The following is a 21,913-nucleotide window of genomic DNA, read 5'->3' as shown; positions in this document are numbered from 1 at the left end:
GACTATTTCGACTTTTCCACCCGGGCCAGCAGGGCGCGGGCTTCCTTCTCGTGCACCTTGACCTCGTCGAGGTTGGCCAGCAGGTCGGCCATCTGCTCCTCGAGCTGCTTGCGGTGCTCGCCCAGCACGGCGAGGAACTTCTTGAGCTGCGGCCCGGTATCGCGCGGGCTGTCGTACATGTCGATGATGTCCCTGGCCTCGGTCAGCGACAGCCCCAGCCGCTTGGCGCGCAGCGTGAGCTTCAGGCGCGTGCGGTCGCGCGCGGTGTACACGCGGCTGCGCCCGCCCGGGCCCTCGCGCTGCGGCTGCAGCAGCCCCATGTCTTCGTAGAAGCGCATGGCTCGGGTGGTCAGGTCAAACTCTTTGGCGAGGTCGCTGATAGTGTAGGTGGTGGCCATGATGAAAAAGTTTGCATTACGCAGGCGACAGCGCGAAACCGCCGTCATCCCTACAATGCGCTCAACACTTGTGACGTTTACGTTAACGTCAATCCTACATGAACCTGCTCGAACAACAACTCCACTACCCCCTGGCCGACACCCTGCCCGCTCCGGGCGCCACGCTGGAAGTCGCCCCCGGCGTCCGGTGGATCCGCATGGCGCTGCCGTTCGCGCTGGACCACATCAACCTGTGGCTGCTGCGCGACGAGATCGACGGCCGCGCCGGCTGGACCGTGGTGGACTGCTGCATCAGCCGGGACGAATCCCGCGCCCAGTGGGAGCAGGTGTTCGCCACCCAGCTCGAAGGCCTGCCGATCCTGCGCGTGGTGGTGACCCACATGCACCCCGACCACATCGGCCTGGCAAGCTGGCTGTGCGAGCGCTGGCAGGCGCCGCTGTGGGTCAGCGCCACCGACTACAACTCGGCGCGCATCGGCTCGCAGAGCACCACCGGCTTCGGCGGCGAAGGCGCCGCCCGGTTCTTCGCCGCGCATGGCCTGACCGACCCCGATTCGGTGGAAAAGATCCGCGGCCGCTCCAACTACTACCCGAGCATGGTGCCCGACGTGCCGCGCAGCTTCCACCGCCTGATGGACGGCGCCACCGTGCGCATCGGCGGGCGCGACTGGCGGTGCATCAGCGGCTACGGCCATGCGCCCGAGCACATCGCGCTGTACTGCGACGAGATCAAGGTGCTGATCAGCGGCGACATGGTGCTGCCGCGCATCTCCACCAACGTCAGCGTCTATGACGTGGAGCCCGAGTCGAACCCGCTGAAGCTGTTCCTGGACTCCATCGACAAGTTCCTCCCCCTGCCCGAGGACACGCTGACGCTGCCCTCGCACGGCAAGCCGTTCCTGGGCCTGCACACCCGCATCCAGCAGTTGCACGACCACCACCGCGACCGGCTGGCCGAGGTACTGGAGGCCTGCGCCCAGGCGCCGCAGTCGGCCGCCGACGTGCTGCCCGTGCTGTTCAAGCGCAAGCTCGACCTGCACCAGACCACGTTCGCCATGGGAGAGTCGGTGGCACACCTGCACACCCTGTGGTTCGACGGCCAGCTGCGCCGCACGCTCGGCGCCGACGGCATCTACCGCTTCGGCGTGGCCTGAACCCTGCCAGCCGGCCGCGCTACCACGGCGGCAGCGCTTCGTCGCGGAGCTGCCCGCGCAACTCGGCGTAGTCGGGCACCACGGTGCGCACCGTGTCCCAGAAGCGCGGGCTGTGGTCCATCACGCGCAGGTGGCTGAGCTCGTGCGCCACCACGTAGTCGATGACGGACAGCTTGAAATGGACCAGCCGCCAGTTCAGCCGGATCGAGCCGTCGGCGCTGGCGCTGCCCCAGCGCGTGCCGGCGCTGGACAGGCTGAGCTTGTGCCAGCGCACCTGAAGCTGCGGCGCGAAATGGTTCAGCCGCTCGGTGAACAGCCGCTTGGCCTGGCGCATCAGCCAGGCCTGCACCGCATCGCGGATCTGCTCGGGCGCGGCCTGGTGCGGCAGGCCGATGTGCAGCGTGAGGCGCGGCACGCCGGGCAGCGCCTGGGCATCGGTGTTGAGCACGGCGCCCACGGCCTCGAAGGCATGGCGCGGATCGAGCACCACGATGACCGGCTCGCCCAGGAAGGGGATCGTGGTGCCGTCCTTCCACTCGATGCGGGCCGACTCCAACCGCTGCTGGCGCTCGCGTGTTTCGTCGAGCTTGCGCACGATCCAGGCCGACTTCTCGCGCAGCGCGGCGTCCACCTCGTACAGCGGCACCCATTTCGGTGCGCTGACCACGAGGCCGTCGGGCCCGACCACGAAGCCGATGGTCTTGCGCTTGGCGCGCCGAAATTCGTAGGCCACCCGCGAATCGCCCAGCAGTGCCTCGCGGTTGGCGCGCGGGTGGCGAAAGGCCGTGGGCGTCAGCACTTTGCTCAGCGGCTCGCCCGGGGCCGGCGGCTCTTTTGCTATTGATTCAGGAGCATCAGAAGACCGCTGCACCTGGACATCGGGCTGTTTTGGCTTGAAAACAGGCGCCGCCGCCGGCGCCAGGTCGTCGAACAGGTCGAGGGTGAACTGAAGCAGCCGGCGCATGCCCGCAGTCTATCGGTAAGCGTCCGGGTCGAGCCGGTGCATCTCGGCCTCGATCCAGGCCTCGACCTCGCGCATCAGTTCGTCGGGCTGGCGGCCCTCGCTCGGAATGGGTTTGCCGATGGACACGTCCACCACGCCGGGCCGCTTGATGAAGGCCTTGCGCGGCCAGACCTTGGCCGAGGTCACGGCGATCGGGATCACCGGCGCGCCGGTTTCCACGGCCAGCCGCGTGCCGCCGCTCTTGTAGGTGCCCTTCTGCCCGCGCGGAATGCGCGTGCCCTCGGGAAACATGATGACCCAGATGCCCTGCGCCAGCAGGCGCTTGCCCTGCGCCACCACTTTGTTGAAGGCCTGGGCGCGCTGGCTGCGGTCGATGTGGATCATGTCCATGCGGCCCATGGCCCAGCCGAAGAAGGGCACGTAGATCAGCTCCTTCTTGAACACGTAGGCCAGCGGGTGCGGCATGATCGTGGGCATCAGGAAGGTCTCGAAGGTGGACTGGTGCTTGACCAGCAGGATGGCCGGGCTGGTCTTGCCGGTGGGCAGGTTCTCCCGGCCGCTGACCCGCACCTCGATGCCCATCAGCAGGCGCGCGCCGTCGATCTGCCAGCCCAGCCAGCGCGCGGCCTTCCAGTACATCTGCTCGCCGCTGGACCAGAGCGAGGCGGTCACCATCCAGATGCCCCACGGAATCACGGTCACCAGCATCCAGAGGGCGTGCACTATCGAGCGGATCAAGGGCATTTGGAGTGTTTTCTACGGAAGGTCCAGGCGGCGCGGCCGCGGGCTGCTATCAAATTCATAGTGTTACGGAGCCGGCACCGGCGAGACCGGTGGCACCGGCGCCTCGCGCGCGATCACGAAGGCGGCGAACGCGGCCAGGTCCTCATGCACCCGGGTGCCCGGCGGAAAGTCGCCGGGCAGCGGCAGGCCGCGGTAGGCCGCGCCCTTGCCGGTCAGCACCAGGTGCGGCTCGCAGCCCACCGCCGCGCCGGCCTGCAGGTCGCGCACGCTGTCGCCGGCCGTGGGCACGCCGGCCAGCTCGATGCCGTAGCGCTCGCCGATCTGCTCGAACAGGCCGGGCAGCGGCTTGCGGCAGCGGCAGCCCTCGTCGGGGCTGTGCGGGCAGTAGAACACCGCGTCGATGCGCCCGCCGGCGGCTGCCAGCAGCTTGTGCATCCTGGCCTGCATGGCATTGAGCGACGCCACGTCGAACAGGCCGCGGCCCAGGCCCGACTGGTTGGACGCCACCACCACGTGCCAGCCCGCATGGTTGAGCTGCGCGATGGCTTCGAGCGCGCCGGGCAGCGGCACCCACTCGTCGACCGTCTTGACGAAATCGTCGCGGTCCACGTTGATGGTGCCGTCGCGGTCGAGGATGATGAGTTTCATGGGCGTCGGCATCAGGCCGCCAGTTTGGACAGATCGGCCACGCGGTTCATGGCCGCATGCAGCGTGGCCAGCAGGCCCAGGCGGTTGGCCCGCAGGGCCGGCTCCTCGGCGTTGACCATGACCTGGTCGAAGAAGGCGTCGACCGGGTCCTTGAGCGCGGCCAGGGCCTGCAGGTTGGCGGTGTAGTTGCCGGAGGTCCAGGCAGCATCGGCCTGGGGCGCTACGGATTTGAGCGCATCGCTCAGCGCCTGCTCGGCCGGCTCGCGCAGCAGGGCGTCATCGACCCGGGCATCCACCGCGCCCTCGGCCTTCTTGAGGATGTTGCCGACGCGCTTGTTGGCCGCGGCCAGCGCCGGCGCCTCGGGCAGCGCGGCGAAGGCGCGCACGGCGGCCAGGCGCTTGGGTATCTCACTGAGCCGCTGGGGCTCCAGGGAAAGCACCGCCTCGATCTCCGTTGCGAGATAGCCCTGTTCGCGAAGATTGGCAGCCAGGCGGTCGTAGAAGAACGGTGAAACTGCCGCCCAGACTGCATTCGCGATAAAAACGGGGTTGCCATCGGCGTCCGCGCTCGCAAACTTCCATTCCGTATCTTTCCATAGACGAGGGTCCGATGCAGCGGACAGAAAGTTCTTGAGCGGTACCTCCGTATCGGTCGCCAATAGCATCCGGATGATGCCAAGCGCGTGACGCCTGAGCGCGAACGGGTCCTTGTCACCGCTGGGCAGATTGCCGATACCAAACATGCCGATCAGCGTTTCAAGCTTGTCCGCCAGCGCGACGACGATTCCAGCCTGATTCCGCGGAAGTTCATCGCCCGAAAAACGCGGCTTGTAATGATCTTCGATAGCAAGAGCGATAGTTTCGCCCAACCCATCATGGCGCGCGTAGTAGCCGCCCATGATGCCCTGCAGTTCGGGGAACTCGCCGACCATGTCTGTCAGCAAGTCGGCCTTGGCTAACTGCGCAGCCTTGTCGGCAGCTTTGACAAGGTTTTCGTCGCCGAGCACGCCCGCAATACCGCGCGCTATCGCTCGCACGCGCTCAGTACGCGCCCATTGAGATCCAAGCTTGTTGTGATAAACCACTTTCGCGAGACCCTCGACGCGCGATTCAAGCGTCTTCTTGCGGTCCTGGTCGAAGAAGAACTTGGCATCGGCCAGGCGCGGGCGCACCACGCGCTCGTTGCCGCCGATCACGGCGCTGGCGTCGGCCGGGCGGATGTTGCTGACCACGAGGAACCTGTTCGTCAACCGGCCCTGCGCGTCGAGCAGCGGGAAATACTTCTGGTTGGCCTTCATCGTGAGGATCAGGCATTCCTGCGGCACTTCGAGGAATTCCTTCTCGAACTCGCAGACCAGCACGTTGGGGCGCTCGACCAGCGCCGTCACTTCGTCGAGCAGGGCCTCGTCCTCGATGGGTTGGACACCGCCACCGACGCGCGCGGCCGCGGCCTGGAGCTGGCGCGCGATCTCGGCCTTGCGCTCGTCGAAGCCAGCGATCACCGCGCCTTCAGCGGCCAGCGTGGCGGCGTAGCTGTCGGCCTCCTTCAGCACCACCGGGTCCACGGCCGCCTCGAAGCGGTGGCCGTGGGTGGCATTGCCGGCCTTCAGGCCCAGCGCCTCGATCGGCACCACGCTGCTGCCGTGCAGCGCCACCAGGCCGTGCGCGGGGCGCACGAACTTCACGTCGGTCCAGCCGTCGGCCAGCTGGTAGGTCATGACCTTGGGGATCGGCAGTTTGGCAATGGCCTCGGCCAGCGCCTTCTGCAGGCCCTCGGCCAGGGTCGCGCCCTGGACCGTGTTGTCGTAGAACAGCGCTTCGGCCTTGCCGTCGGGCGCGCGCCGCAGGCCGGCCACGGCCGAGGCCGGGTCGGACACGTCGGCGCCGAGCGCGGCCAGCTTCTTGAGCAGCGCCGGGGTGGCGTTGCCCGCGGCATCCAGCCCCACGCTCACGGGCATGAGCTTTTGCGACACCGCCTTGTCGGCGGCCTGCGCGGCCACGGCCGTGACGTGCGCGGCCAGGCGGCGCGGCGAGGCGTAGGCGGTAGCCTGCGAGCCGGCGCCCGCCAGGCCCTGGGCCTGGAGCTGGTCGAACAGCACGCCGCTGAAGGCGTCGCCGAGCTTCTTGAGCGCCTTGGGCGGCAGCTCTTCCACGAACAATTCAACAAGAAGGTTTTTGCTGGTCATAGTCACTTCAAATCAGTTGAGGACAGAGCTGCGCTTCGCTGGGTCTGTCCCGCAAAGTCTCACGCGGCCTTCTTCGTCATCTGCTCCACCCACTCGCGCGGCGCCATCGGGAAACCGAGGCGCTCGCGGCTCTCGTAGTAGCTCTGCGCCACGGCGCGCGCGAGGTTGCGGATGCGGCCGATGTAGGCGGCACGCTCGGTCACACTGATGGCGCCGCGCGCGTCCAGCAGGTTGAAGCTGTGCGCGGCCTTCAGCACCTGTTCATACGCCGGCAGCGCGAGCTGCTGCTCCATCAGGTATTTGGCCTGCTTCTCGTGCGCGCCGAACGCGGTGAACAGGAACTCGGCATCGCTGTGCTCGAAGTTGTAGGTGGACTGCTCGACCTCGTTCTGCTTGTAGACGTCGCCATAGCTCAGGCCTTCGGTCCAGGTGAGGTTGTAGACGTTGTCCACGCCCTGCAGGTACATGGCCAGGCGCTCCAGGCCGTAGGTGATCTCGCCGGTGGCGGGCTTGCAGTCGATGCCGCCGACCTGCTGGAAGTAGGTGAACTGCGTCACCTCCATGCCGTTGAGCCAGACCTCCCAGCCCAGGCCCCAGGCGCCGAGCGTGGGGTTCTCCCAGTCGTCTTCCACGAAGCGGATGTCGTTCTTCTTCAGGTCGAAGCCCAGCGCTTCGAGCGAGCCGAGGTACAGCTCCAGGATGTTGGCCGGCGCGGGCTTGAGCACCACCTGGTACTGGTAGTAGTGCTGCAGGCGGTTCGGGTTCTCGCCGTAGCGGCCGTCCTTGGGGCGGCGGCTGGGCTGCACGTAGGCGGCCTTCCAGGGCTCGGGGCCGAGCGCGCGCAGGAAGGTGGCGGTGTGCGAGGTGCCGGCGCCGACTTCCATGTCGTAGGGCTGCAGCAGCGCGCAGCCCTGGGCGTCCCAGTAGGACTGCAGTTTCAGGATGATTTGTTGGAACGTCAGCATATAGAGGGCAACGAGGGGCCCGGCCGGGAGGGGCGGGCGTCCAGGGCGCGGAAGACCCGCGTAAACCCTTGATTTTAGGGCTGTTCCGTGCGTTTACCCTCGAAGATCGAGGAGCAACGAATGACCGCACAACAACTGATCCTGAGCCTGGTGCTGGCCACCATGGTGTTTTCGGTGGCGCTGGAGCTGAAGGTGGACGATTTCCGGCGCGTGGCGCAGACGCCGCGGGCCGTGGTCTGCGGGCTGATTCCGCAGTTCATCCTGCTGCCCGTGGGCACCTGGGCCGCCACGCTGGTGCTGGACCTGCCGCCCAATGTGGAGACCGCCATGATCCTGGTGGCGGCCTGCCCCGGCGGCTCGCTGAGCAATGTGGTGACGCATTTCGGGCGCGGCAACACGGCGCTGTCGGTCAGCGTCTCGGCCGTGGCCAGCCTGATCGCGCTGGTGGCCACGCCGTTCAACTTCAGCTGGATGGTGGCGAGCAACCCGGTGACCGCGTCCTGGCTGCGCACGCTGAGCATCGACGCCTCCGAGATCTGGGTCAGCCTGTTGCTGCTGCTGGCGGTGCCGATGGCGCTGGGGCTGCTGTTCTCGCACCGGCTGCCGGCGGTGACGGCGCGGATCCAGAAGCCGCTGGCCAACTTCTCGCTGGTGGCGCTGCTGGCCTTCATCGTGCTGGGGCTGGTGCGCGAGCGCCAGCTGCTCACGCTGGGCCTGCTGCCGATGCTGCTGATCGTGGTGCTGCACAACGCCAGCGGCCTGTTCTTCGGCTGGGCCACCAGCCGCGTGATGGGCGTGAGCGAGCGCGACCGCCGCGCCGTGATGATCGAGGGCGGCATGCAGAACTCGGGGCTGGCCCTGGGCATCATCGCCGTGCAGTTCAACAGCGACCTGGGCATGGTGATCATCGCCAGCCTCTGGGGCATCTGGCACATCATCAGCGGGATGACGCTGGCCCTGCTGTGGCGGCGCCGGGACGCGCTGGGCAGCCTCACGGCCGCTTCACCTCAGACCTGATCAGCCCGGCGATGCCGCGGCATCGCCCGGGGGCCGCGGCGCCCGGCCGGGCCGGCGCCGCCAGGCGGCCAGCGCCACCACCAGGGCGCACAGGCCCCACAGCGGCCACAGCCCGCAGCGCGCCACCCACCAGGCATAGGGCGTGGTGCCGCTGCGGCCCTCGACCTCGCCGACCAGCACGCCGCGCGTGAGGCGCGCCAGGCTGTGCGTGACGCGGCCGCGGTGGTCGATGATGACGGTGGCGCCGGTGTTGGTGGCGCGCAGCATCGGGCGCTCGAACTCGAGCGCGCGCATGCGCGAGATCTGCAGGTGCTGGTCGATCGCCACGCTGTCGCCGAACCAGCCGATGTTGCTGACGTTGACGAAGATGGTCGGGGCCGTGGCCGGGTCGGCGAAGCGGGCGCCGAGCTCCTCGCCGAACAGATCCTCGTAGCAGATGTTGGGCGCCAGGCGCTGGCCCTGCCACTCGAACGAGGGCTGGCCGACGGCGCCGCGGTTGAAGTCGCCCAGCGGGATGTCCATCATCTCGGTGAACCAGCGGAAGAACATCGGGATGAACTCGCCGAACGGCACGAGGTGGTGCTTGTCGTACTGGTAGGGCGTGGCCAGCCCCGGCCGCAGCCCGATCACCGAGTTGGTGTAGCCGGTCTTGAAGCTGCCCAGCGGGATGCCGATCAGCGCGGCCTGCGCGCCGCCGGCGAAGCGGGCCTGCAAGGCCTGCCAGTAGCCCTCGGGCAGTTGCTGCGGCAGCACGGGCACGGCCGTTTCGGGCGCCACCACCAGCGAGGCGGTGGCATCGCGCATCTGCTCGCCATACCAGCGCAGGGCGGTGTCGATGCCGGTGCCGGCCTGGAATTTCTCGTCCTGGGGAATATTGCCCTGCAGCAGGGTGACCGACAGCGGCTGCGCCGCCTGGCCGCCTTGCGCCGCGGGATGGGTGGAGGTGAAGGCCGCGCCCCGGCCCCGCTCCGCCCCCAGGCCCGCCTGCACGCCCCAGGCCGCCAGCGCCACGAGGGCGAGCGCCACAGCCGGGCGCCAGGCCGGCCGCGCCGCGATGGCGGCGGCCGCGGCGCTCAGGAAGGCGGCCAGGGCGCCGAGCCCGTAGACCCCCACTCCCTTGACCAGGCCGATGAACGGCCCGTCGAGATGCGCATAGCCCCCGGCGCCCCACGGAAAGCCCGTGAACCAGCTGCCGCGCGCGAGTTCGGCCAGTGTCCAGAGCGCTGCAAAAACGATAGCGCGAAACGACCAGTGGGCGCGGACATCGCCGCGAAAAAGTGCTGAAAGTGCGGCGCAGGCGGTGGCATAGTAGAGCGCGAGGAAGCCGGCCAGCGCCAGCACCGCCAGGGCGGCCAGGACGGCTGGCAGGCCGCCGTAGGTGTGCATGGAGATGAACAGCCACCAGAACGTGCCGCTCAGCCAGGCAGTGGCGAACAGCCAGCCCAGCACCGCGGCGCGCCGGCCCGAGGCGCCCTGCAGCAGCCAGGCCAGGCCCGCCAGGGACAGCATCTGCAGCCACCACAGCGGCTGGCCGTCCCAGGGAGCGGCGATTGAGAGGGCCTGCGCCAGGCCGGCCAGCAGGGCCAGGACGAACGGGACGGCGAGGCGCATCAGCCGCTGGCGTCGTCGTCTTTGGCGGGCGAGACCTTGAACCAGCGCACCGCGCCGCCCTTGGTGTGCAGCACCACGAAATTGAGGCCGGCCAGCGTGAGGTATTCGCCGCGCTTGGGCACATGGCCCATCTCGTGGGCGATCAGGCCGCCGATGGTGTCGAAGCGGGTGTCCTGCTGGTCCTCGGGGTCGCTGACCTCCAGGGTCACGCCGAAGGCCTCGTTGACGCGCTCGATCGGGGTGTCGCCGCTCACGCGGTAGGTGTGGTCGGCCAGGCCGAAGATGTCGCCCTCGTCCTCGGCGATGTCGAACTCGTCCTCGATCTCGCCGACGATCTGCTCGAGCACGTCCTCGATGGTGATCAGGCCCGCCACGCGGCCGAACTCGTCGATCACGATGGCCAGGTGGTTGCGGTTGCCGCGGAAGTCGCGCAGCAGGTCGTTCAGGCCCTTGCTCTCGGGCACGAACACCGCCGGGCGCAGCAGCGCGCGGATGTTGAGGGCGGGCGCGCGCTGCAGCTTCAGCAGGTCCTTGGCCATCAGGATGCCGATGATGTTTTCCTTCTCGCCCTCGTACACCGGAAAGCGCGAGTGGGCGGTGTCGATCACCAGGTGCAGCAGCTCGTCGTAGGGGGCGTCGATGTTGACGAGGTCCATGCGCGGCGCGGCCACCATCACGTCGCCGGCCGTCATGTCGGCCATCCGGATCACGCCTTCGAGCATGACGCGGGACTCGGCCCCGATGATCTGGTTGTCCTCGGCTTCGGCCAGGGTTTCGATCAGCTCGGCCCGGGAGTCCGGTCCGGGGTGGATGAATTCGGCGAGTTTCTGCAGGAAGGTGCGCTTGTCTTCTTTTTCGGCAAGGCGCGCGGGGTGCGGGTCTGACACAGCCAGAGGGTGCAGGACGTGCGGTAGTTGAGGAACCTCAAGGATAGCGGATTCAGGTGACCCGCCGGGTTACCCGCCCGATTTGTGGCGGCCTTCGCGCATGCCGCGGCGCACTTCCTGCAGGCTGCCCAGGAAATCCCGGAACTGCTTGGCCTGCACCTTGAGGCGGTAGTCGGTCTGGGCGAACTGCTCTTCCACGATCTCGCTCACGCGCGTGTCCAGCGTGGCCGCGGGCAGGCGCAGGTAGGCCTCGGCCTCGGAGCCGTCGCGCTCCACCGTGGCGCCGGCGTTGCGCGCAATCTTGAGCATCGCGGTGTTCTCGCTCAGCGCGTGGATGAACATCAGGTCCACCCCCTCGTTGCGCGCATGGATCACGGCGCGGTCGAACAGGCGGGCGCCGTAGCCGCGCCCGCGCGCCGGCTTGAGCACGGACACGCCGAACTCGGCGCAGGACTTGCACTCCGGGTTGGTGGAGAACGCCAGGTGCGCCATGGCGATCAGCGCCAGCCGGCGGTTGTAGATGCCGAAGATGTCGTCGCGCTCGAAGTCCAGGCCGTCGACGTAGCGGCGCACCTGCTCGTCGTTGGCCGCGTAGCCGAAGCGCAGGTAGCGGTCGTGCGCGTCCAGCGCCAGCAGGTGGCTGGCGATGCGCTCGCGGTGGCTCGGCCCGATCGAGCGGATCGGCACCATCACCGGCGCGGGCCGGGGCTCGTCGGGCCGCTCCGCCGAGGGGCGCAGCAGTTCGAGGCCGGCGTCCAGCGATGCCTTGATCAGGTTTTTGGACTCCATGATGGGTTCAATATACGGGTTTTCCCTAGTGTCACCAACCCAAATCGTGTAACTTCGGCGGGAAATAGGGGCAAACGTCCCATTTGATGCCAAAAATCGGCAGAAGTCCAGGCCGGGTGGACATCGGCCGCTATCAAAAGCGTAGCGCCCGGTTGGCACCTGCGCTGCTTTTTTGGTGCCGGCAGGCCCTGACAGGCCCTACACCGGCACCGCCGTGGTGGCCTTGACGCGGTCCAGCACGAAGCTGGTCTTGCAATCCTCCACGCTCGGGTGCTTGAGCAGGGTGTCCATGATGAAGCGGCTGTAGTGCGCCATGTCCTGCACCACCACGCGCAGCAGGTAGTCCATGTCGCCGGTCAGCGCCGCGCATTCCACCACCTCGGGCCAGGTCTGCACGCTGGCGCGGAACAGATCCATCGGGTTGCGCTTGTGGCTCTCGGTGTGCTTTTCCAGCCGCACGTTGAGGTAGGCCGTGAGCCCCAGCCCCACGGCTTCGGGGTTGACCAGGGCCACGTAGCGGTCGATCACGCCCGCTTCTTCCAGCCGCTTGACGCGGCGCAGCACGGCGCTGGACGACAGGCCCACCTGTTCGCCGATGACGTCATAGGTCTCGCGCCCGTTCTGCTGCAGCCTGCACAGAATGGCCTTATCCAGCTTGTCGAGTGCAGAAATGGTGCTCATGGCGCAATTTTATGGATTTCCGGCATCCGGCCACCGGCTTATTGGGGATTGTCCCGATAGTGACAGCGTCAGCAAATTGCAAGAATCCAGCCTCAGAAAAAGCACGATCGTTCGTTTTATTTTCAACCCTGAGGAGACCCCCATGCCTGGATTCCCCGGCCACACCGCCCTTGGCCGCCTGCTGCGCCGCCTGGCCCTTCTGATCGCCTGCTCCGCGCTGCTCTGGGGCGCGCCAGCCCAGGCGCAAAGCGGCTACACCCAGACGCGCTACCCGATCGTGCTGGTGCACGGCCTGTTCGGCTTCGACTCGCTGTTCGGGGTCGACTACTTCTACGGCATCCCCGGCGCGCTGCGCCAGGACGGCGCTCGCGTGTTCGTGGCCCAGGTGTCGGCCGCCAACAGCACCGAGGTGCGCGGCGAGCAACTGCTGGCCCAGGTCAAGAACATCCTGGCCATCACCGGCGCGGCCAAGGTCAACCTGGTCGGCCATTCGCACGGCGGGCCCACCATCCGCTACGTGGCCGGGGTGGCGCCGCAGCTGGTGGCCTCGGCCACCTCGATCGGCGGCGTGAACCGGGGCTCGCGCGTGGCCGACCTGCTGCGCGGCACCCTGCCGCCCGGCACGCTGGCCGAGAGCGTGGCCAATGGCGCGATCAACGCGTTCGTGGCGCTGATCAACCTCGGCTCCGGCGGCTCGGGGCTGCCGCAGATGCCCACGGCCGCGCTGAACTCGCTGACCACGGCCGGCGTGGCCGACTTCAACCGCCGCTTCCCGCAGGGCGTGCCCACCAGCGGCTGCGGCAGCGGCGCGGAGCTGGTCAACGGCGTGCGCTACTACTCGTGGACGGGCACCCTGCCGGTCACCAACGTGCTGGACCCGAGCGACGGCCCGCTCGGCCTGCTGAGCCTGGTGTTCGGCGAAGCCAACGACGGCCTGGTGTCGGCCTGCTCCTCGCGCCTGGGCACCAACCTGGGCGAGTACCGGCAGAACCACCTCGACGAGGTGAACCAGATGCTGGGCCTGCGCGACTGGTTCTCGGTCGACCCGGTCACGCTGTACCGCCAGCACGCCAACCGCCTCAAGCTGCTGGGCCTGTGAACCGCGCCGGCACATGCACGGCCGCCGCCGGGGTCGCGCTGGTCGCGGCCGCGCTGTGGTGGGCCATGCGGGCCGCCGACCCGGCCGCGCTCACGGCCGGTGCGGGCCTTGGCGGCGCGCCGGCGGCCGCAGGCCTGGCCACGGGCGGGGCGCACCGGCCGGTGGACGCCGCCATGGCCCCGCGCCCCGGCAGGAGCGCCGCCGACGACCCGCTGCTGAGCCCCACGCTGCGCCAGGTCTTCGAGGAGATGCTGCTCGAAGCGGGCGAGGCGGGCGATCCGGCCACCCTGAAGCAACGGTTGACTGCCTTGGTGCCGGGCCGCTTCCCGCCCGGACTCGTGACCCGCGCCACGGCGCTGATCGAGCGCTATGTCGATTACCGCGTGGCCCTGGGCGGGCTGGCGCCGCCCGCCGACCCGCAGGACCCGCGCGCGCTGCGCACCCTGCTGGAGGCACGCCAGCGGGTGCGCGAACGCCATTTCAGCCCCGAGGAATACGACGCGCTGTTCGCACAGGAAGCGCCGTTGGACCGCTACACCCTGGCCCGCCTCGAAATCGAACGCAACGCCGGGCTGACCCCCGCCCAGAAGCAGGCGGCCCTGCGCGAGGCCGAAGGCGAACTCGGCGAAGCGGAGCGTGCCGCACGGAGCGCTGCCGTGGCCCATGTGGCGGTGGCGGCCCAGACGGCGGCCTTCGAGGCCCAGGGCACGAGCGACAGCGAGCGCTATGCCCAGCGGCGCGCCCAGTACGGCGACGACGCGGCCCGGCAATTGGCCCGGCTCGACCAGGAAGAACACGACTGGCAAGCCCGGCTCGCCAGCTATGCCGGCGCCCAGGCAGCGCAGGGCAGCAGCCCGGAGCAATTGCAGCAGTTGCGCCAGCAGCTGTTCACCCCGCAGGAGCAGCTCCGCGTCGATGCGGCCCTGGCCGCGCGCCGGCTGGCCAGCCCCGGCGGCTCGCCCGCTCGCTGACGGCGCCGCTGCGGGCGCGGACTCGCCTGGCATCCTGCCATCCGGCAGGCGCGAATCTCGCCAGAACGCATTTTTCATGCATGCAGTGTCTTTTGCGGGCCTGAATATGCCGGAAAAATGATGCCCCGCCGCTTTACAGTGCGTGGCATCCACCCACCCTGATCCGGAGACTCTTGCCCATGAATGCCCCGCTGCCGCCCCAAGCCACCTCCACCGCCGCCTGGGACAACCCCATGGGCACCGACGGCTTCGAGTTCATCGAATACGCCGCGCCGGACCCCAAGGCCATGGGCCAGGTGTTCGAACGCATGGGCTTCAAGCCCGTGGCCCGGCACCGCCACAAGAACGTGACGCTGTACCGCCAGGGCACCATCAACTTCATCATCAACGCCGAGCCCGACTCGTTTGCCCAGCGCTTCGCGCGCCAACACGGCCCCAGCGTCTGCGCCATTGCCTTTCGCGTGCAGGACGCCAAGTCTGCCTACGAGCGCGCGGTGTCGCTGGGCGCCTGGGGCTATGCCGGCACAGCCGGCCCGGGCGAACTGAACATCCCGGCCATCAAGGGCATCGGCGACAGCCTGATCTACCTGGTGGACCGCTGGCGCGGCAAGAACGGCGCCCAGCCCGGCGACATCGGCAACATCGGCTTCTTCGACGTGGACTTCGAGGCCCTGCCCGGCGTGAGTGCAGAAGAGGCGCTCAACCCCGTGGGCCACGGCCTGACCTATATCGACCACCTCACGCACAACGTGCACCGCGGCCGCATGAACGAATGGGCCGAGTTCTACGAGCGCCTGTTCAACTTCCGCGAGATCAAGTACTTCGACATCGAGGGCCAGGTGACGGGCGTCAAGAGCAAGGCCATGACCAGCCCCTGCGGCAAGATCCGCATCCCGATCAACGAAGAGGGCAAGGAGAAGGCCGGCCAGATCCAGGAATACCTGGACCTGTACCACGGCGAGGGCATCCAGCACATCGCCATGGGCTCGGACGACCTGTACCAGACCGTGGACCGGCTGCGCGCCGGCGGCGTCAAGCTGCTGGACACCATCGACACCTACTACGAGCTGATCGACAAGCGCATTCCCGGCCATGGCGAAAGCGTGGAAGCCCTGCACCAGCGCAAGATCCTGCTCGACGGCGTGGCCGGCAAGCTGCTGCTGCAGATCTTCAGCGAGAACCAGCTCGGGCCGATCTTCTTCGAGTTCATCCAGCGCAAGGGCGACGACGGCTTCGGCAACGGCAACTTCAAGGCCTTGTTCGAGAGCATCGAGCTCGACCAGATGCGCCGCGGCGTGCTGTCTGCCGCACAATGAAAGTCCCCCACTTCACCGGAGACTGAACATGCCCTCCTTCCACGTTGTTGCCGGCATGGCCGCGCTGGCCACCGGCCTGTCGCTGGGCGCCCTGGCGCAGAGCCCGGCGCCGGCCTCGGTGCTGGACACCGCCCAGAAAGCCGGCGTGCTGCGCATCTGCACGCCCGGCGACTACAAGCCGTTCAGCTTCCAGAAGCCGGATGCGAGCTTCGAGGGCATCGACGTGGACCTGATGGCCTCGCTCACGGCCAGCCTGGGCGTGAAGCCGCAGTGGATCAAGACGAGCTGGAGCAATCTGATGCCCGACCTGACGGCCGGCAAGTGCGACCTCTCGGTGGGCGGCATCTCGGTCACCACCGAGCGCCAGAAGCGGGCCTTCTTCAGCACCGCCTACATGGTCAACGGCAAGACGCCGATCGCGCGCTGCGCCGACGTGGCCAAGTACCAGACCGTGGCCGACATCGACAAGCCCGGTGTGAAAGTGATCTTCAACCCCGGCGGCAGCAACGAGCGCTTCGCCCGCGCCAACTTCAAGCAGGCGCAGCTCACCTTGCACCCCGAGAACCTCACCATCTTCGACGAGGTGCTGGCCGGCCGCGCCGACGTGTTCGTGACCGAATCGGCCGAGGCCATCACCCAGCAGAAACTCAAGCCCGGCCTGTGCGCGATCAACCCCGACAAGCCGCTGCAGTACGGCGAGATGGCCTACCTGCTGCCGCGCGACGACATGGCCTTCAAGGCCTACGTGGACCAGTGGCTGCACCTGGCCAAGGCCAGCGGCGAGTACCAGCGCGTCGTTGACGGCTGGTTGAAGTAATTCCAGACAAGCTCCCTACCAGGACCACGCCATGAATCCGTCGCCGCAACCAAGCCCCGCCAAGGCTGCCGCACCGGCGGCGGAACCCGTGGTCTATGGCCAGTCGGACCGGCCGCCGCGCGGCGACTACTCGCGTGCCGCCGCCGACTACACCTGCCCGCAGAACTACGCGGCCTACACCGCCGCCGACCACGACACCTACCGCCGCCTGTACGAGCGCCAGGCGGCGCTGCTGCCCGGCCTGGCCAGCGACGAGTTCATCGCCGCGCTGCCCAGCCTGGGCGTGAAGGACCACATCCCGCGCTTCGAGGAAATCAACGAGCGGCTGTACCGGGCCACGCGCTGGGAAATCGTCGCCGTGCCGGGGCTCATTCCCGAGGTGCCCTTCTTCACCCTGCTGGCCAACCGCAAGTTCCCGGTGACCGACTGGCTGCGCACGCCCGAAGAGTTTGACTACATCGTCGAGCCCGACGTGTTCCACGACCTGTTCGGCCACGTGCCGCTACTGTTCAACCCGGTATTTGCCGACTACGTGCAGCGCTACGGCCAGGGCGGCCTGAAGGCGCACGCCCTGGGCGCCTGCGAACTGCTGAGCCGGCTGTACTGGTACACCATCGAATTCGGCCTGATCCGCCAGAGCGACGGCCTGCGCGCCTACGGCGCCGGCATCCTGAGCTCGGCCGGCGAACTGCAATACGCCGTGAGAAGCGAAGAACCCCACAGAATCCCGCTCGCCCTCGAGCGCACCATGCGCACGCGCTACAAGATCGACACCTATCAGCAGACCTACTTCGTCATCGACAGCTTCCAGCAGCTGTTCGACATGACGGCGCCGGACTTTGCGCCGGTGTATGAGAGGGTGAAGGGGTTGCCGGAGTTGGCGGCGGATGCTTTGCTTTCCAATGATGAACGGCAACGCTGGGCAACAAAACCGACCTAGCCTCCCCTAAATGGAGGAGACGCAACTGGTGAGGGGTAGCCCCATCCCTATGCAATGACATCGCTTGTGTTTACACTGCATCTCGCACACATTCTTACGGATGTAACGCAGCATCAACATATCGACCCCGAGTAATTAAGGAGCATGAGCTATGGGCTTTTTTCTGAAAGAGCATGACATTCACGTTGCAGGCTTGCTGGATCAACTGAACCTACGCTTCGCCCCCCCGCAAGGTAAAGATACGCACTATGGCGGCATTGAGGAGATGGTTGCACTGCAGAAAGAGTTCAAAATCTTTAAAAAAGGACGGTCATTCAAAACTAGTATTGCAGTGCTCAACATCGGCGGCTCAAACAACGAACTGAAAAACCGGATGCATCAATACTTCGATAATCTCGGGAATCACGAATCAAATAAACCGAAGCAAAATGGTGATGTCGCCATTGTCAACGCCTTGATTAAAAATCTCTCTGCAAAAACCCCTTTACCTGTTTACTTCGCCTTTCATGACATGCGTGCAGAAAAAGGAAATACGCGGGTCTTGATTACTGATGTCAGCCGTCCTTTACCTTATTTCAAGAACGACTATCTGACCATTTCTTTCCCGACCATGGCTCCGAAAGCCGCAAATCCCGTAGCAAAAAAGAAAAGCACGCGATCAGTACCTAAAGCCTGAGCCCCCGCCACAGCTTGTACACAACGGTAGATCTCTTGCCTTCTCAAAAGGGGCTTGATGCACTGTACGTAGATATAGAGAATTACTACAGTGAAAGAGTAAGGACATATGGTGCCACCCCCCTCGGGGTCGATTGGACCTGTGTCCCTACTCAACAGCTACGCTTTGTTCAGCTACTGAAGCTTTGCAGTTTTCGCCGCACCGCCTTTTCACTCAATGATCTAGGATGCGGCTACGGTGCTTTGAAGCATTTTCTCTCTGATCGCTACCCTAGATCTCGAATAGACTATTTAGGAGTGGATATCTCTCCACTCATGATTGAAGAAGCCCGGCGACTGTGGAAGGCCCATGACAATACAAAATTTGTTATTGCCGACACAAGCCCACGGGTTGCGGATTACTCGGTTGCGAGCGGCATCTTCAATGTCAGGCTTTACCAACCTCTTGACTTGTGGATGCAATTTATTGAGCAAACCCTCACCAACCTGCATGCAACCAGCCGCCTAGGGTTTGCAGTCAACTTTCTCACCCAGCTTCCCTCTGGCATTACGGCCCGTCCAGAGCTATACCGATCCTTACCTGAGACTTGGGCACTCTATTGCACGCAGAAATTTAACTCACGTGTCAAAATTCTAGAAAATTACGGCCTGCGCGAATTCAGCCTACTGGTCAAGCCTCGGCTGTGATTCTTTAATGACTCTGGCCGCCCTTCAAGAGAGTTCTGCAACAGGCTTTTGCAGTCGCAATCGGGCAGTTATCAAGGGCGCCTCATAGATACTTGCACCTGTATCTTCAATAAGCTTCGCAGCATGGTCAAATAGTGATTCAGCCTCTACGGAGCGAGATAGTCCGTATTTCTCAATCAGCGTAGCACCGCAAGTAATCAATGCACGACATTCTGGCAGTCGGGTACATCGCTGCCTTGAGAGTTCAATCGCCTCTTTCGCTACTGACAGCGATTGCTCAATGTTGCCAGCATAAAAATGATTCTCTGCGAGATTTGCCAGAATCTCAGTTTCAAACTCCATTGCGACACGTGCCTGCCTCACCAATGACAGAGCTTCTGCCAGAACATGTACAGCCTCTTGGTGATCGCCGGCAATGCTCGCAGCATAGGCTCGGCAGCTCAAAGCAAAAACCCTCGGGTAAGGACTCGATTGCTTTTCAGCGATTTCGACGACATAAGAAGCGTGCGTCTTTGCCAGATGACGGTCATTGCGACACCATGCTAAATCCACATAACCATAGTGTGCGATCTGCAGAAGTACCGGATCACTGGAGGATTGGCCAATATCCAACATTTTCTGCAAGCAGCCTTGTGCTTCATCGAATTTCCCAAGACGAGCCAGGAGCCGCCCGCGCATACCCAACACCCACTGCTCTACACTGAAGCCTATAAATTCCAAGTCGAATTTATCAATATGCTTCATACCTTCAAGGGCGGCATCATTTGCAGCTAGGGCTTGCTTCAACAATCCGGCCCAGCCATATGCTTGGCTCAATGCAGCATTTAACGTAGCTTCTCGACCCAGATCAGACCCAGGCTGCAGCAAAGCAATTGCCTTCTGAATATGCTCAATATAGCCATCGGCTGGCCCCCCACTCGCCTGAAGCATCCGCGCCTCGACAACCAACAAAAGCTGAGTCAACCGGCTATCTACTTTCTGAGCAAGCTCCATGGCTTCTTTAATATAGGGTTGGGCTTCTTGCAGCGTCAGCCCTTCACGCCACCCTAAATTGGCGATCTGCCCTCCCGCCAATGCACGAAGACTATCTGCTTCGTTGGAGTGCGGGAGGCCCTGCAATAGAGATCGAACGTTGCGCCAATGCTTGATAGCTTGCGCTGGATTGGTGGAGCCCACCCATTGAGCAGCACGTGCCACGGAAGTCGCAGCCTTGGCAAACTGGCCTGCTGACTCGTAATGGTGCGCCACCAAAGCAGCAAACTCATTGCCACGATGACGGTAATAGTCTTCCATTGCCTCGGCAACAGTGGCATGCAGCGCCGTGCGACGAGATTTAAGCTGAGTGCTGTATGCGACTTCTTGAATCAAAGGATGACGAAATGCAAAGCGTAGCCCATCCTCATCAGGCTGAGGCTGCATCAACTCAGCAGCACATAGTTGGTCCAGTCCACGCGCCACGTCATCAATTGCCGAACCAGCTACTTGCTCCAGTACTACCAGTGGTATTTCCTTGCCAATGATGGCGCACATCTGCAATAACGTCTTGTCTGATTCGCTTAGCCGATCAATACGCGCCCCTACAACCGATTGAACATTGGATGGCAGCGTTCGTTCTATAGAGTCGATGCCGCTACCTGAGGCCCCAGGCTCACCAGAAAGCACCCCGCTCTCGGCCAGAGAACGCACCAACTCCTCTGCAAAAAAGGGATTGCCACCACTACGCCGAGCAATAAGTTCGCAGATATCCAACAACTCACGCCGATGGCTGATCAACTCGCGCACGATCTTGCTGGTATCTTCGCTGCTTAGTTCGGTCAGCTCAATCTTCTGAAAATGCGTAGCCTGCTGCCAAGTGGCGCCAAAAGTAGGCCTGTAGTTGAGCACCAACAGCATGCGAGTCCCGACAACCGCATCTACCAACGTACTGACAAAATCCATACTGGCCTCATCAAGCCAGTGCAAGTCTTCCAGCAACAGCAAGGTAGCCCCATTGCTCGGCTGCCTTACGAGATAACGCACGATAGTCAGCAGCCGACCATGGCGGGCTCTCGGATTAATCGGCGGCGGAGTTACGTCCGGATCAGCCACACCAAGAAAATCAGACAGCAAGGCGTGATCAATGTCGGTCAACGGCGCTACGTCCTGCGCGCTGGGCAGCGCTAGGCGCTGCGCGATCTTTTCGCGTGCGACGACGGCATTGTCGCCGTGGACAATGTAGAAGAAGCAATTGCGCAGCAACTCCAACACTGGCTGCAACGGCGTGGCATGGCCATATAACTGTGCGCGCACTTCGTGCACCACCACCCCACGACCTTGGCACCACTGCGCAAACTCGTAGCAAATGCGGCTTTTGCCTGTACCCGGCTCGCCCGACACGCCAATCACGGGCGCATTGCCATGGCGAGCCCGATGCAGGGCCAATTGCAACAAGCCCATTTCGCGGTCGCGCCCACGAAACGGCGTGCGCACACTCTGCCTCGCGGAGCCGGCTTCCGTCTTACCGCCCAACAGCGTATAGAGCGCGGTCTGCCCGGTGATACCTTTCAGCGAGTGCATCCCAAGTGACTGCACCTCATAGTGCTCGCACACCTGAACTTGGCAGACGTCGGTCAGACAGATGCACCCAGGATCAGCGCTAGCCATAACTCTGCTGGCCAAATGGATTGTCAATCCATGCACGCCAGAGCCGCGGGCACTGTCCCCAACCGCTGGGTTGGAAGCGACTTGGCCCGTGTGTATACCAACGCGCACGTTCAAGTTCTGCGCGTCATTCAAGAAAATGGCTTGTATGCGCAAGGCCGCCTCGCAAGCTAGGCGCGCGTGGCCCTCCAATGCCCGGGGAACGCCAAACAAGGCCATAAGGCCATCGCCCAGCGTACGTACCACCGTGCCGCCAAAGCGCTCCACTGCATCGCACATCTGCTGTACGGCAGGCTGCAGCCGCTCCATGGCTTCTTCTGGCCCCAAATCGGCAATCTGCTCCGTGGAACTGACGATGTCGGCAAAAAGAACTGTCGCAATCTTGAGTTCACCCCAGGCAGGTGGCGTGCGCACGGGCTCGTCAACTGGAGAAAACAAGCCAGCATCTGCTGGCAGCATTCCTTTGACTAACCCTCCCTGCACCGTCACGCTGGTGAGCCCGGTGCCGCAGTCACCACAAAAGCGCGCCGCAGGACTATTTTCGCGTCCGCAATGATGGCAGATCAGGGCAAACCGCGTCCCGCAGTTCTCGCAAAAGCGATTACTGGCAGGGTTCTCGGTATTGCAGGATGCGCATTGCATGATGTCGGGTCAGGCCTCGTCGCGGGAGCATGCGACGTCTTCATGAAAAATATGTGCAAAATACACAAGCTGCGATCAACAA

At 64.8% G+C, this 21,913-nt stretch carries 20 protein-coding genes; 9 read left to right on the top strand and 11 right to left on the bottom strand.

Features of this window, described 5'->3' with window-relative positions; genetic code table 11:
• Positions 1-2: 2 nt before the first annotated feature.
• The gene (locus tag MMF98_RS00765; RefSeq protein WP_243303033.1) at positions 3-398 is read right to left on the bottom strand and encodes a MerR family transcriptional regulator; all 396 of its coding nucleotides are present in this window, start codon (positions 396-398) and stop codon (positions 3-5) included.
• 98 nt (positions 399-496) lie between these two features.
• On the opposite strand from MMF98_RS00765, the gene MMF98_RS00760 reads away from it, so the two are divergent.
• A complete protein-coding gene (locus tag MMF98_RS00760) occupies positions 497-1,552 on the top strand; it encodes an MBL fold metallo-hydrolase (protein ID WP_243303031.1) in 1,056 nt (351 codons plus the stop codon).
• Between the two features lie 19 nt (positions 1,553-1,571).
• Here MMF98_RS00760 and MMF98_RS00755 read toward each other — a convergent pair whose 3' ends face one another.
• The 5 genes from MMF98_RS00755 to glyQ all read right to left on the bottom strand — a co-directional run bounded on the left by MMF98_RS00755 (position 1,572) and on the right by glyQ (position 7,059).
• The gene (locus MMF98_RS00755; RefSeq protein ID WP_243303029.1) at positions 1,572-2,516 is read right to left on the bottom strand and encodes a M48 family metallopeptidase; all 945 of its coding nucleotides are present in this window, start codon (positions 2,514-2,516) and stop codon (positions 1,572-1,574) included.
• Between the two features lie 9 nt (positions 2,517-2,525).
• Entirely contained in the window at positions 2,526-3,260 is a 735-nt protein-coding gene (locus MMF98_RS00750; RefSeq protein ID WP_243303027.1) for a lysophospholipid acyltransferase family protein, read from the bottom strand.
• 63 nt (positions 3,261-3,323) lie between these two features.
• On the bottom strand, positions 3,324-3,908 hold the full coding sequence (gmhB, locus tag MMF98_RS00745; RefSeq protein ID WP_243303025.1) for a D-glycero-beta-D-manno-heptose 1,7-bisphosphate 7-phosphatase: 585 nt from the start codon (positions 3,906-3,908) through the stop codon (positions 3,324-3,326).
• A gap of 11 nt (positions 3,909-3,919) precedes the next feature.
• Positions 3,920-6,094 carry a glycine--tRNA ligase subunit beta gene (gene glyS, locus MMF98_RS00740; RefSeq protein WP_243303023.1) on the bottom strand — a complete coding sequence of 725 codons (2,175 nt, stop codon included), beginning with the start codon at positions 6,092-6,094 and terminating at the stop codon, positions 3,920-3,922.
• 59 nt (positions 6,095-6,153) lie between these two features.
• A complete protein-coding gene (gene glyQ, locus MMF98_RS00735) occupies positions 6,154-7,059 on the bottom strand; it encodes a glycine--tRNA ligase subunit alpha (RefSeq protein ID WP_243303015.1) in 906 nt (301 codons plus the stop codon).
• 120 nt (positions 7,060-7,179) lie between these two features.
• On the opposite strand from glyQ, the gene MMF98_RS00730 reads away from it, so the two are divergent.
• Positions 7,180-8,076, top strand: a complete 897-nt coding sequence (locus MMF98_RS00730) for a bile acid:sodium symporter family protein (protein ID WP_243303008.1) — start codon at positions 7,180-7,182, stop codon at positions 8,074-8,076.
• Here MMF98_RS00730 and lnt read toward each other — a convergent pair whose 3' ends face one another.
• From lnt to MMF98_RS00710, 4 genes are all read right to left on the bottom strand, one after another.
• Positions 8,077-9,687 carry an apolipoprotein N-acyltransferase gene (gene lnt / locus MMF98_RS00725; protein WP_243303004.1) on the bottom strand — a complete coding sequence of 537 codons (1,611 nt, stop codon included), beginning with the start codon at positions 9,685-9,687 and terminating at the stop codon, positions 8,077-8,079.
• A complete protein-coding gene (locus tag MMF98_RS00720; protein WP_243302993.1) occupies positions 9,687-10,574 on the bottom strand; it encodes an HlyC/CorC family transporter in 888 nt (295 codons plus the stop codon). The genes lnt and MMF98_RS00720 overlap by 1 nt, the downstream gene beginning before the upstream one ends.
• A gap of 69 nt (positions 10,575-10,643) precedes the next feature.
• Positions 10,644-11,366 carry a GNAT family N-acetyltransferase gene (locus tag MMF98_RS00715; RefSeq protein ID WP_243307242.1) on the bottom strand — a complete coding sequence of 241 codons (723 nt, stop codon included), beginning with the start codon at positions 11,364-11,366 and terminating at the stop codon, positions 10,644-10,646.
• 195 nt (positions 11,367-11,561) lie between these two features.
• A complete protein-coding gene (locus MMF98_RS00710; protein WP_243302985.1) occupies positions 11,562-12,044 on the bottom strand; it encodes an Lrp/AsnC family transcriptional regulator in 483 nt (160 codons plus the stop codon).
• Positions 12,045-12,186: 142 nt separating this feature from the next.
• Here MMF98_RS00710 and MMF98_RS00705 point away from each other — a divergent pair, with 142 nt between their 5' ends.
• From MMF98_RS00705 to MMF98_RS00675, 7 genes are all read left to right on the top strand, one after another.
• On the top strand, positions 12,187-13,143 hold the full coding sequence (locus tag MMF98_RS00705) for a lipase family alpha/beta hydrolase (protein WP_243302983.1): 957 nt from the start codon (positions 12,187-12,189) through the stop codon (positions 13,141-13,143).
• Positions 13,140-14,114, top strand: coding sequence for a lipase secretion chaperone (locus MMF98_RS00700; protein WP_243302981.1), 975 nt, complete (start codon positions 13,140-13,142; stop codon positions 14,112-14,114). The genes MMF98_RS00705 and MMF98_RS00700 overlap by 4 nt, the downstream gene beginning before the upstream one ends.
• Positions 14,115-14,293: 179 nt before the next feature.
• Positions 14,294-15,430 (top strand): 4-hydroxyphenylpyruvate dioxygenase, encoded by a 1,137-nt coding sequence (gene hppD, locus MMF98_RS00695; RefSeq protein WP_243302979.1) that lies wholly within the window; start codon positions 14,294-14,296, stop codon positions 15,428-15,430.
• Positions 15,431-15,485: 55 nt separating this feature from the next.
• Positions 15,486-16,247 (top strand): transporter substrate-binding domain-containing protein, encoded by a 762-nt coding sequence (locus tag MMF98_RS00690; RefSeq protein ID WP_423837605.1) that lies wholly within the window; start codon positions 15,486-15,488, stop codon positions 16,245-16,247.
• A 31-nt stretch (positions 16,248-16,278) separates the two neighbouring features.
• On the top strand, positions 16,279-17,187 hold the full coding sequence (gene phhA, locus MMF98_RS00685) for a phenylalanine 4-monooxygenase (RefSeq protein ID WP_243302975.1): 909 nt from the start codon (positions 16,279-16,281) through the stop codon (positions 17,185-17,187).
• Between the two features lie 151 nt (positions 17,188-17,338).
• Positions 17,339-17,863, top strand: a complete 525-nt coding sequence (locus MMF98_RS00680) for a hypothetical protein (protein WP_243302973.1) — start codon at positions 17,339-17,341, stop codon at positions 17,861-17,863.
• Between the two features lie 14 nt (positions 17,864-17,877).
• Positions 17,878-18,549 (top strand): class I SAM-dependent methyltransferase, encoded by a 672-nt coding sequence (locus MMF98_RS00675; protein WP_341481282.1) that lies wholly within the window; start codon positions 17,878-17,880, stop codon positions 18,547-18,549.
• Positions 18,550-18,573: 24 nt separating this feature from the next.
• Here MMF98_RS00675 and MMF98_RS00670 read toward each other — a convergent pair whose 3' ends face one another.
• On the bottom strand, positions 18,574-21,831 hold the full coding sequence (locus tag MMF98_RS00670; protein WP_243302972.1) for an AAA family ATPase: 3,258 nt from the start codon (positions 21,829-21,831) through the stop codon (positions 18,574-18,576).
• Positions 21,832-21,913 lie beyond the last annotated feature (82 nt).

Source organism: Variovorax terrae (genome assembly GCF_022809125.1).
Taxonomy (GTDB): domain Bacteria; phylum Pseudomonadota; class Gammaproteobacteria; order Burkholderiales; family Burkholderiaceae_C; genus Variovorax_A; species Variovorax_A terrae.
This window is presented reverse-complemented; position numbering and strand designations above follow the sequence as displayed.

Coding starts and splice junctions, on each gene's coding strand:
- hppD (WP_243302979.1), top strand. CDS start 14,294: ATGAATGCCCCGCTGCCGCCCCAAGCCACCTCCACCGCCGCCTGGGAC.
- MMF98_RS00670 (WP_243302972.1), bottom strand. CDS start 21,831: ATGCAATGCGCATCCTGCAATACCGAGAACCCTGCCAGTAATCGCTTT.
- MMF98_RS00680 (WP_243302973.1), top strand. CDS start 17,339: ATGGGCTTTTTTCTGAAAGAGCATGACATTCACGTTGCAGGCTTGCTG.
- MMF98_RS00690 (WP_423837605.1), top strand. CDS start 15,486: ATGGCCGCGCTGGCCACCGGCCTGTCGCTGGGCGCCCTGGCGCAGAGC.
- MMF98_RS00765 (WP_243303033.1), bottom strand. CDS start 398: ATGGCCACCACCTACACTATCAGCGACCTCGCCAAAGAGTTTGACCTG.
- MMF98_RS00750 (WP_243303027.1), bottom strand. CDS start 3,260: ATGCCCTTGATCCGCTCGATAGTGCACGCCCTCTGGATGCTGGTGACC.
- glyQ (WP_243303015.1), bottom strand. CDS start 7,059: ATGCTGACGTTCCAACAAATCATCCTGAAACTGCAGTCCTACTGGGAC.
- phhA (WP_243302975.1), top strand. CDS start 16,279: ATGAATCCGTCGCCGCAACCAAGCCCCGCCAAGGCTGCCGCACCGGCG.
- MMF98_RS00755 (WP_243303029.1), bottom strand. CDS start 2,516: ATGCGCCGGCTGCTTCAGTTCACCCTCGACCTGTTCGACGACCTGGCG.
- glyS (WP_243303023.1), bottom strand. CDS start 6,094: ATGACCAGCAAAAACCTTCTTGTTGAATTGTTCGTGGAAGAGCTGCCG.
- MMF98_RS00710 (WP_243302985.1), bottom strand. CDS start 12,044: ATGAGCACCATTTCTGCACTCGACAAGCTGGATAAGGCCATTCTGTGC.
- MMF98_RS00705 (WP_243302983.1), top strand. CDS start 12,187: ATGCCTGGATTCCCCGGCCACACCGCCCTTGGCCGCCTGCTGCGCCGC.
- MMF98_RS00730 (WP_243303008.1), top strand. CDS start 7,180: ATGACCGCACAACAACTGATCCTGAGCCTGGTGCTGGCCACCATGGTG.
- MMF98_RS00760 (WP_243303031.1), top strand. CDS start 497: ATGAACCTGCTCGAACAACAACTCCACTACCCCCTGGCCGACACCCTG.
- lnt (WP_243303004.1), bottom strand. CDS start 9,687: ATGCGCCTCGCCGTCCCGTTCGTCCTGGCCCTGCTGGCCGGCCTGGCG.
- gmhB (WP_243303025.1), bottom strand. CDS start 3,908: ATGAAACTCATCATCCTCGACCGCGACGGCACCATCAACGTGGACCGC.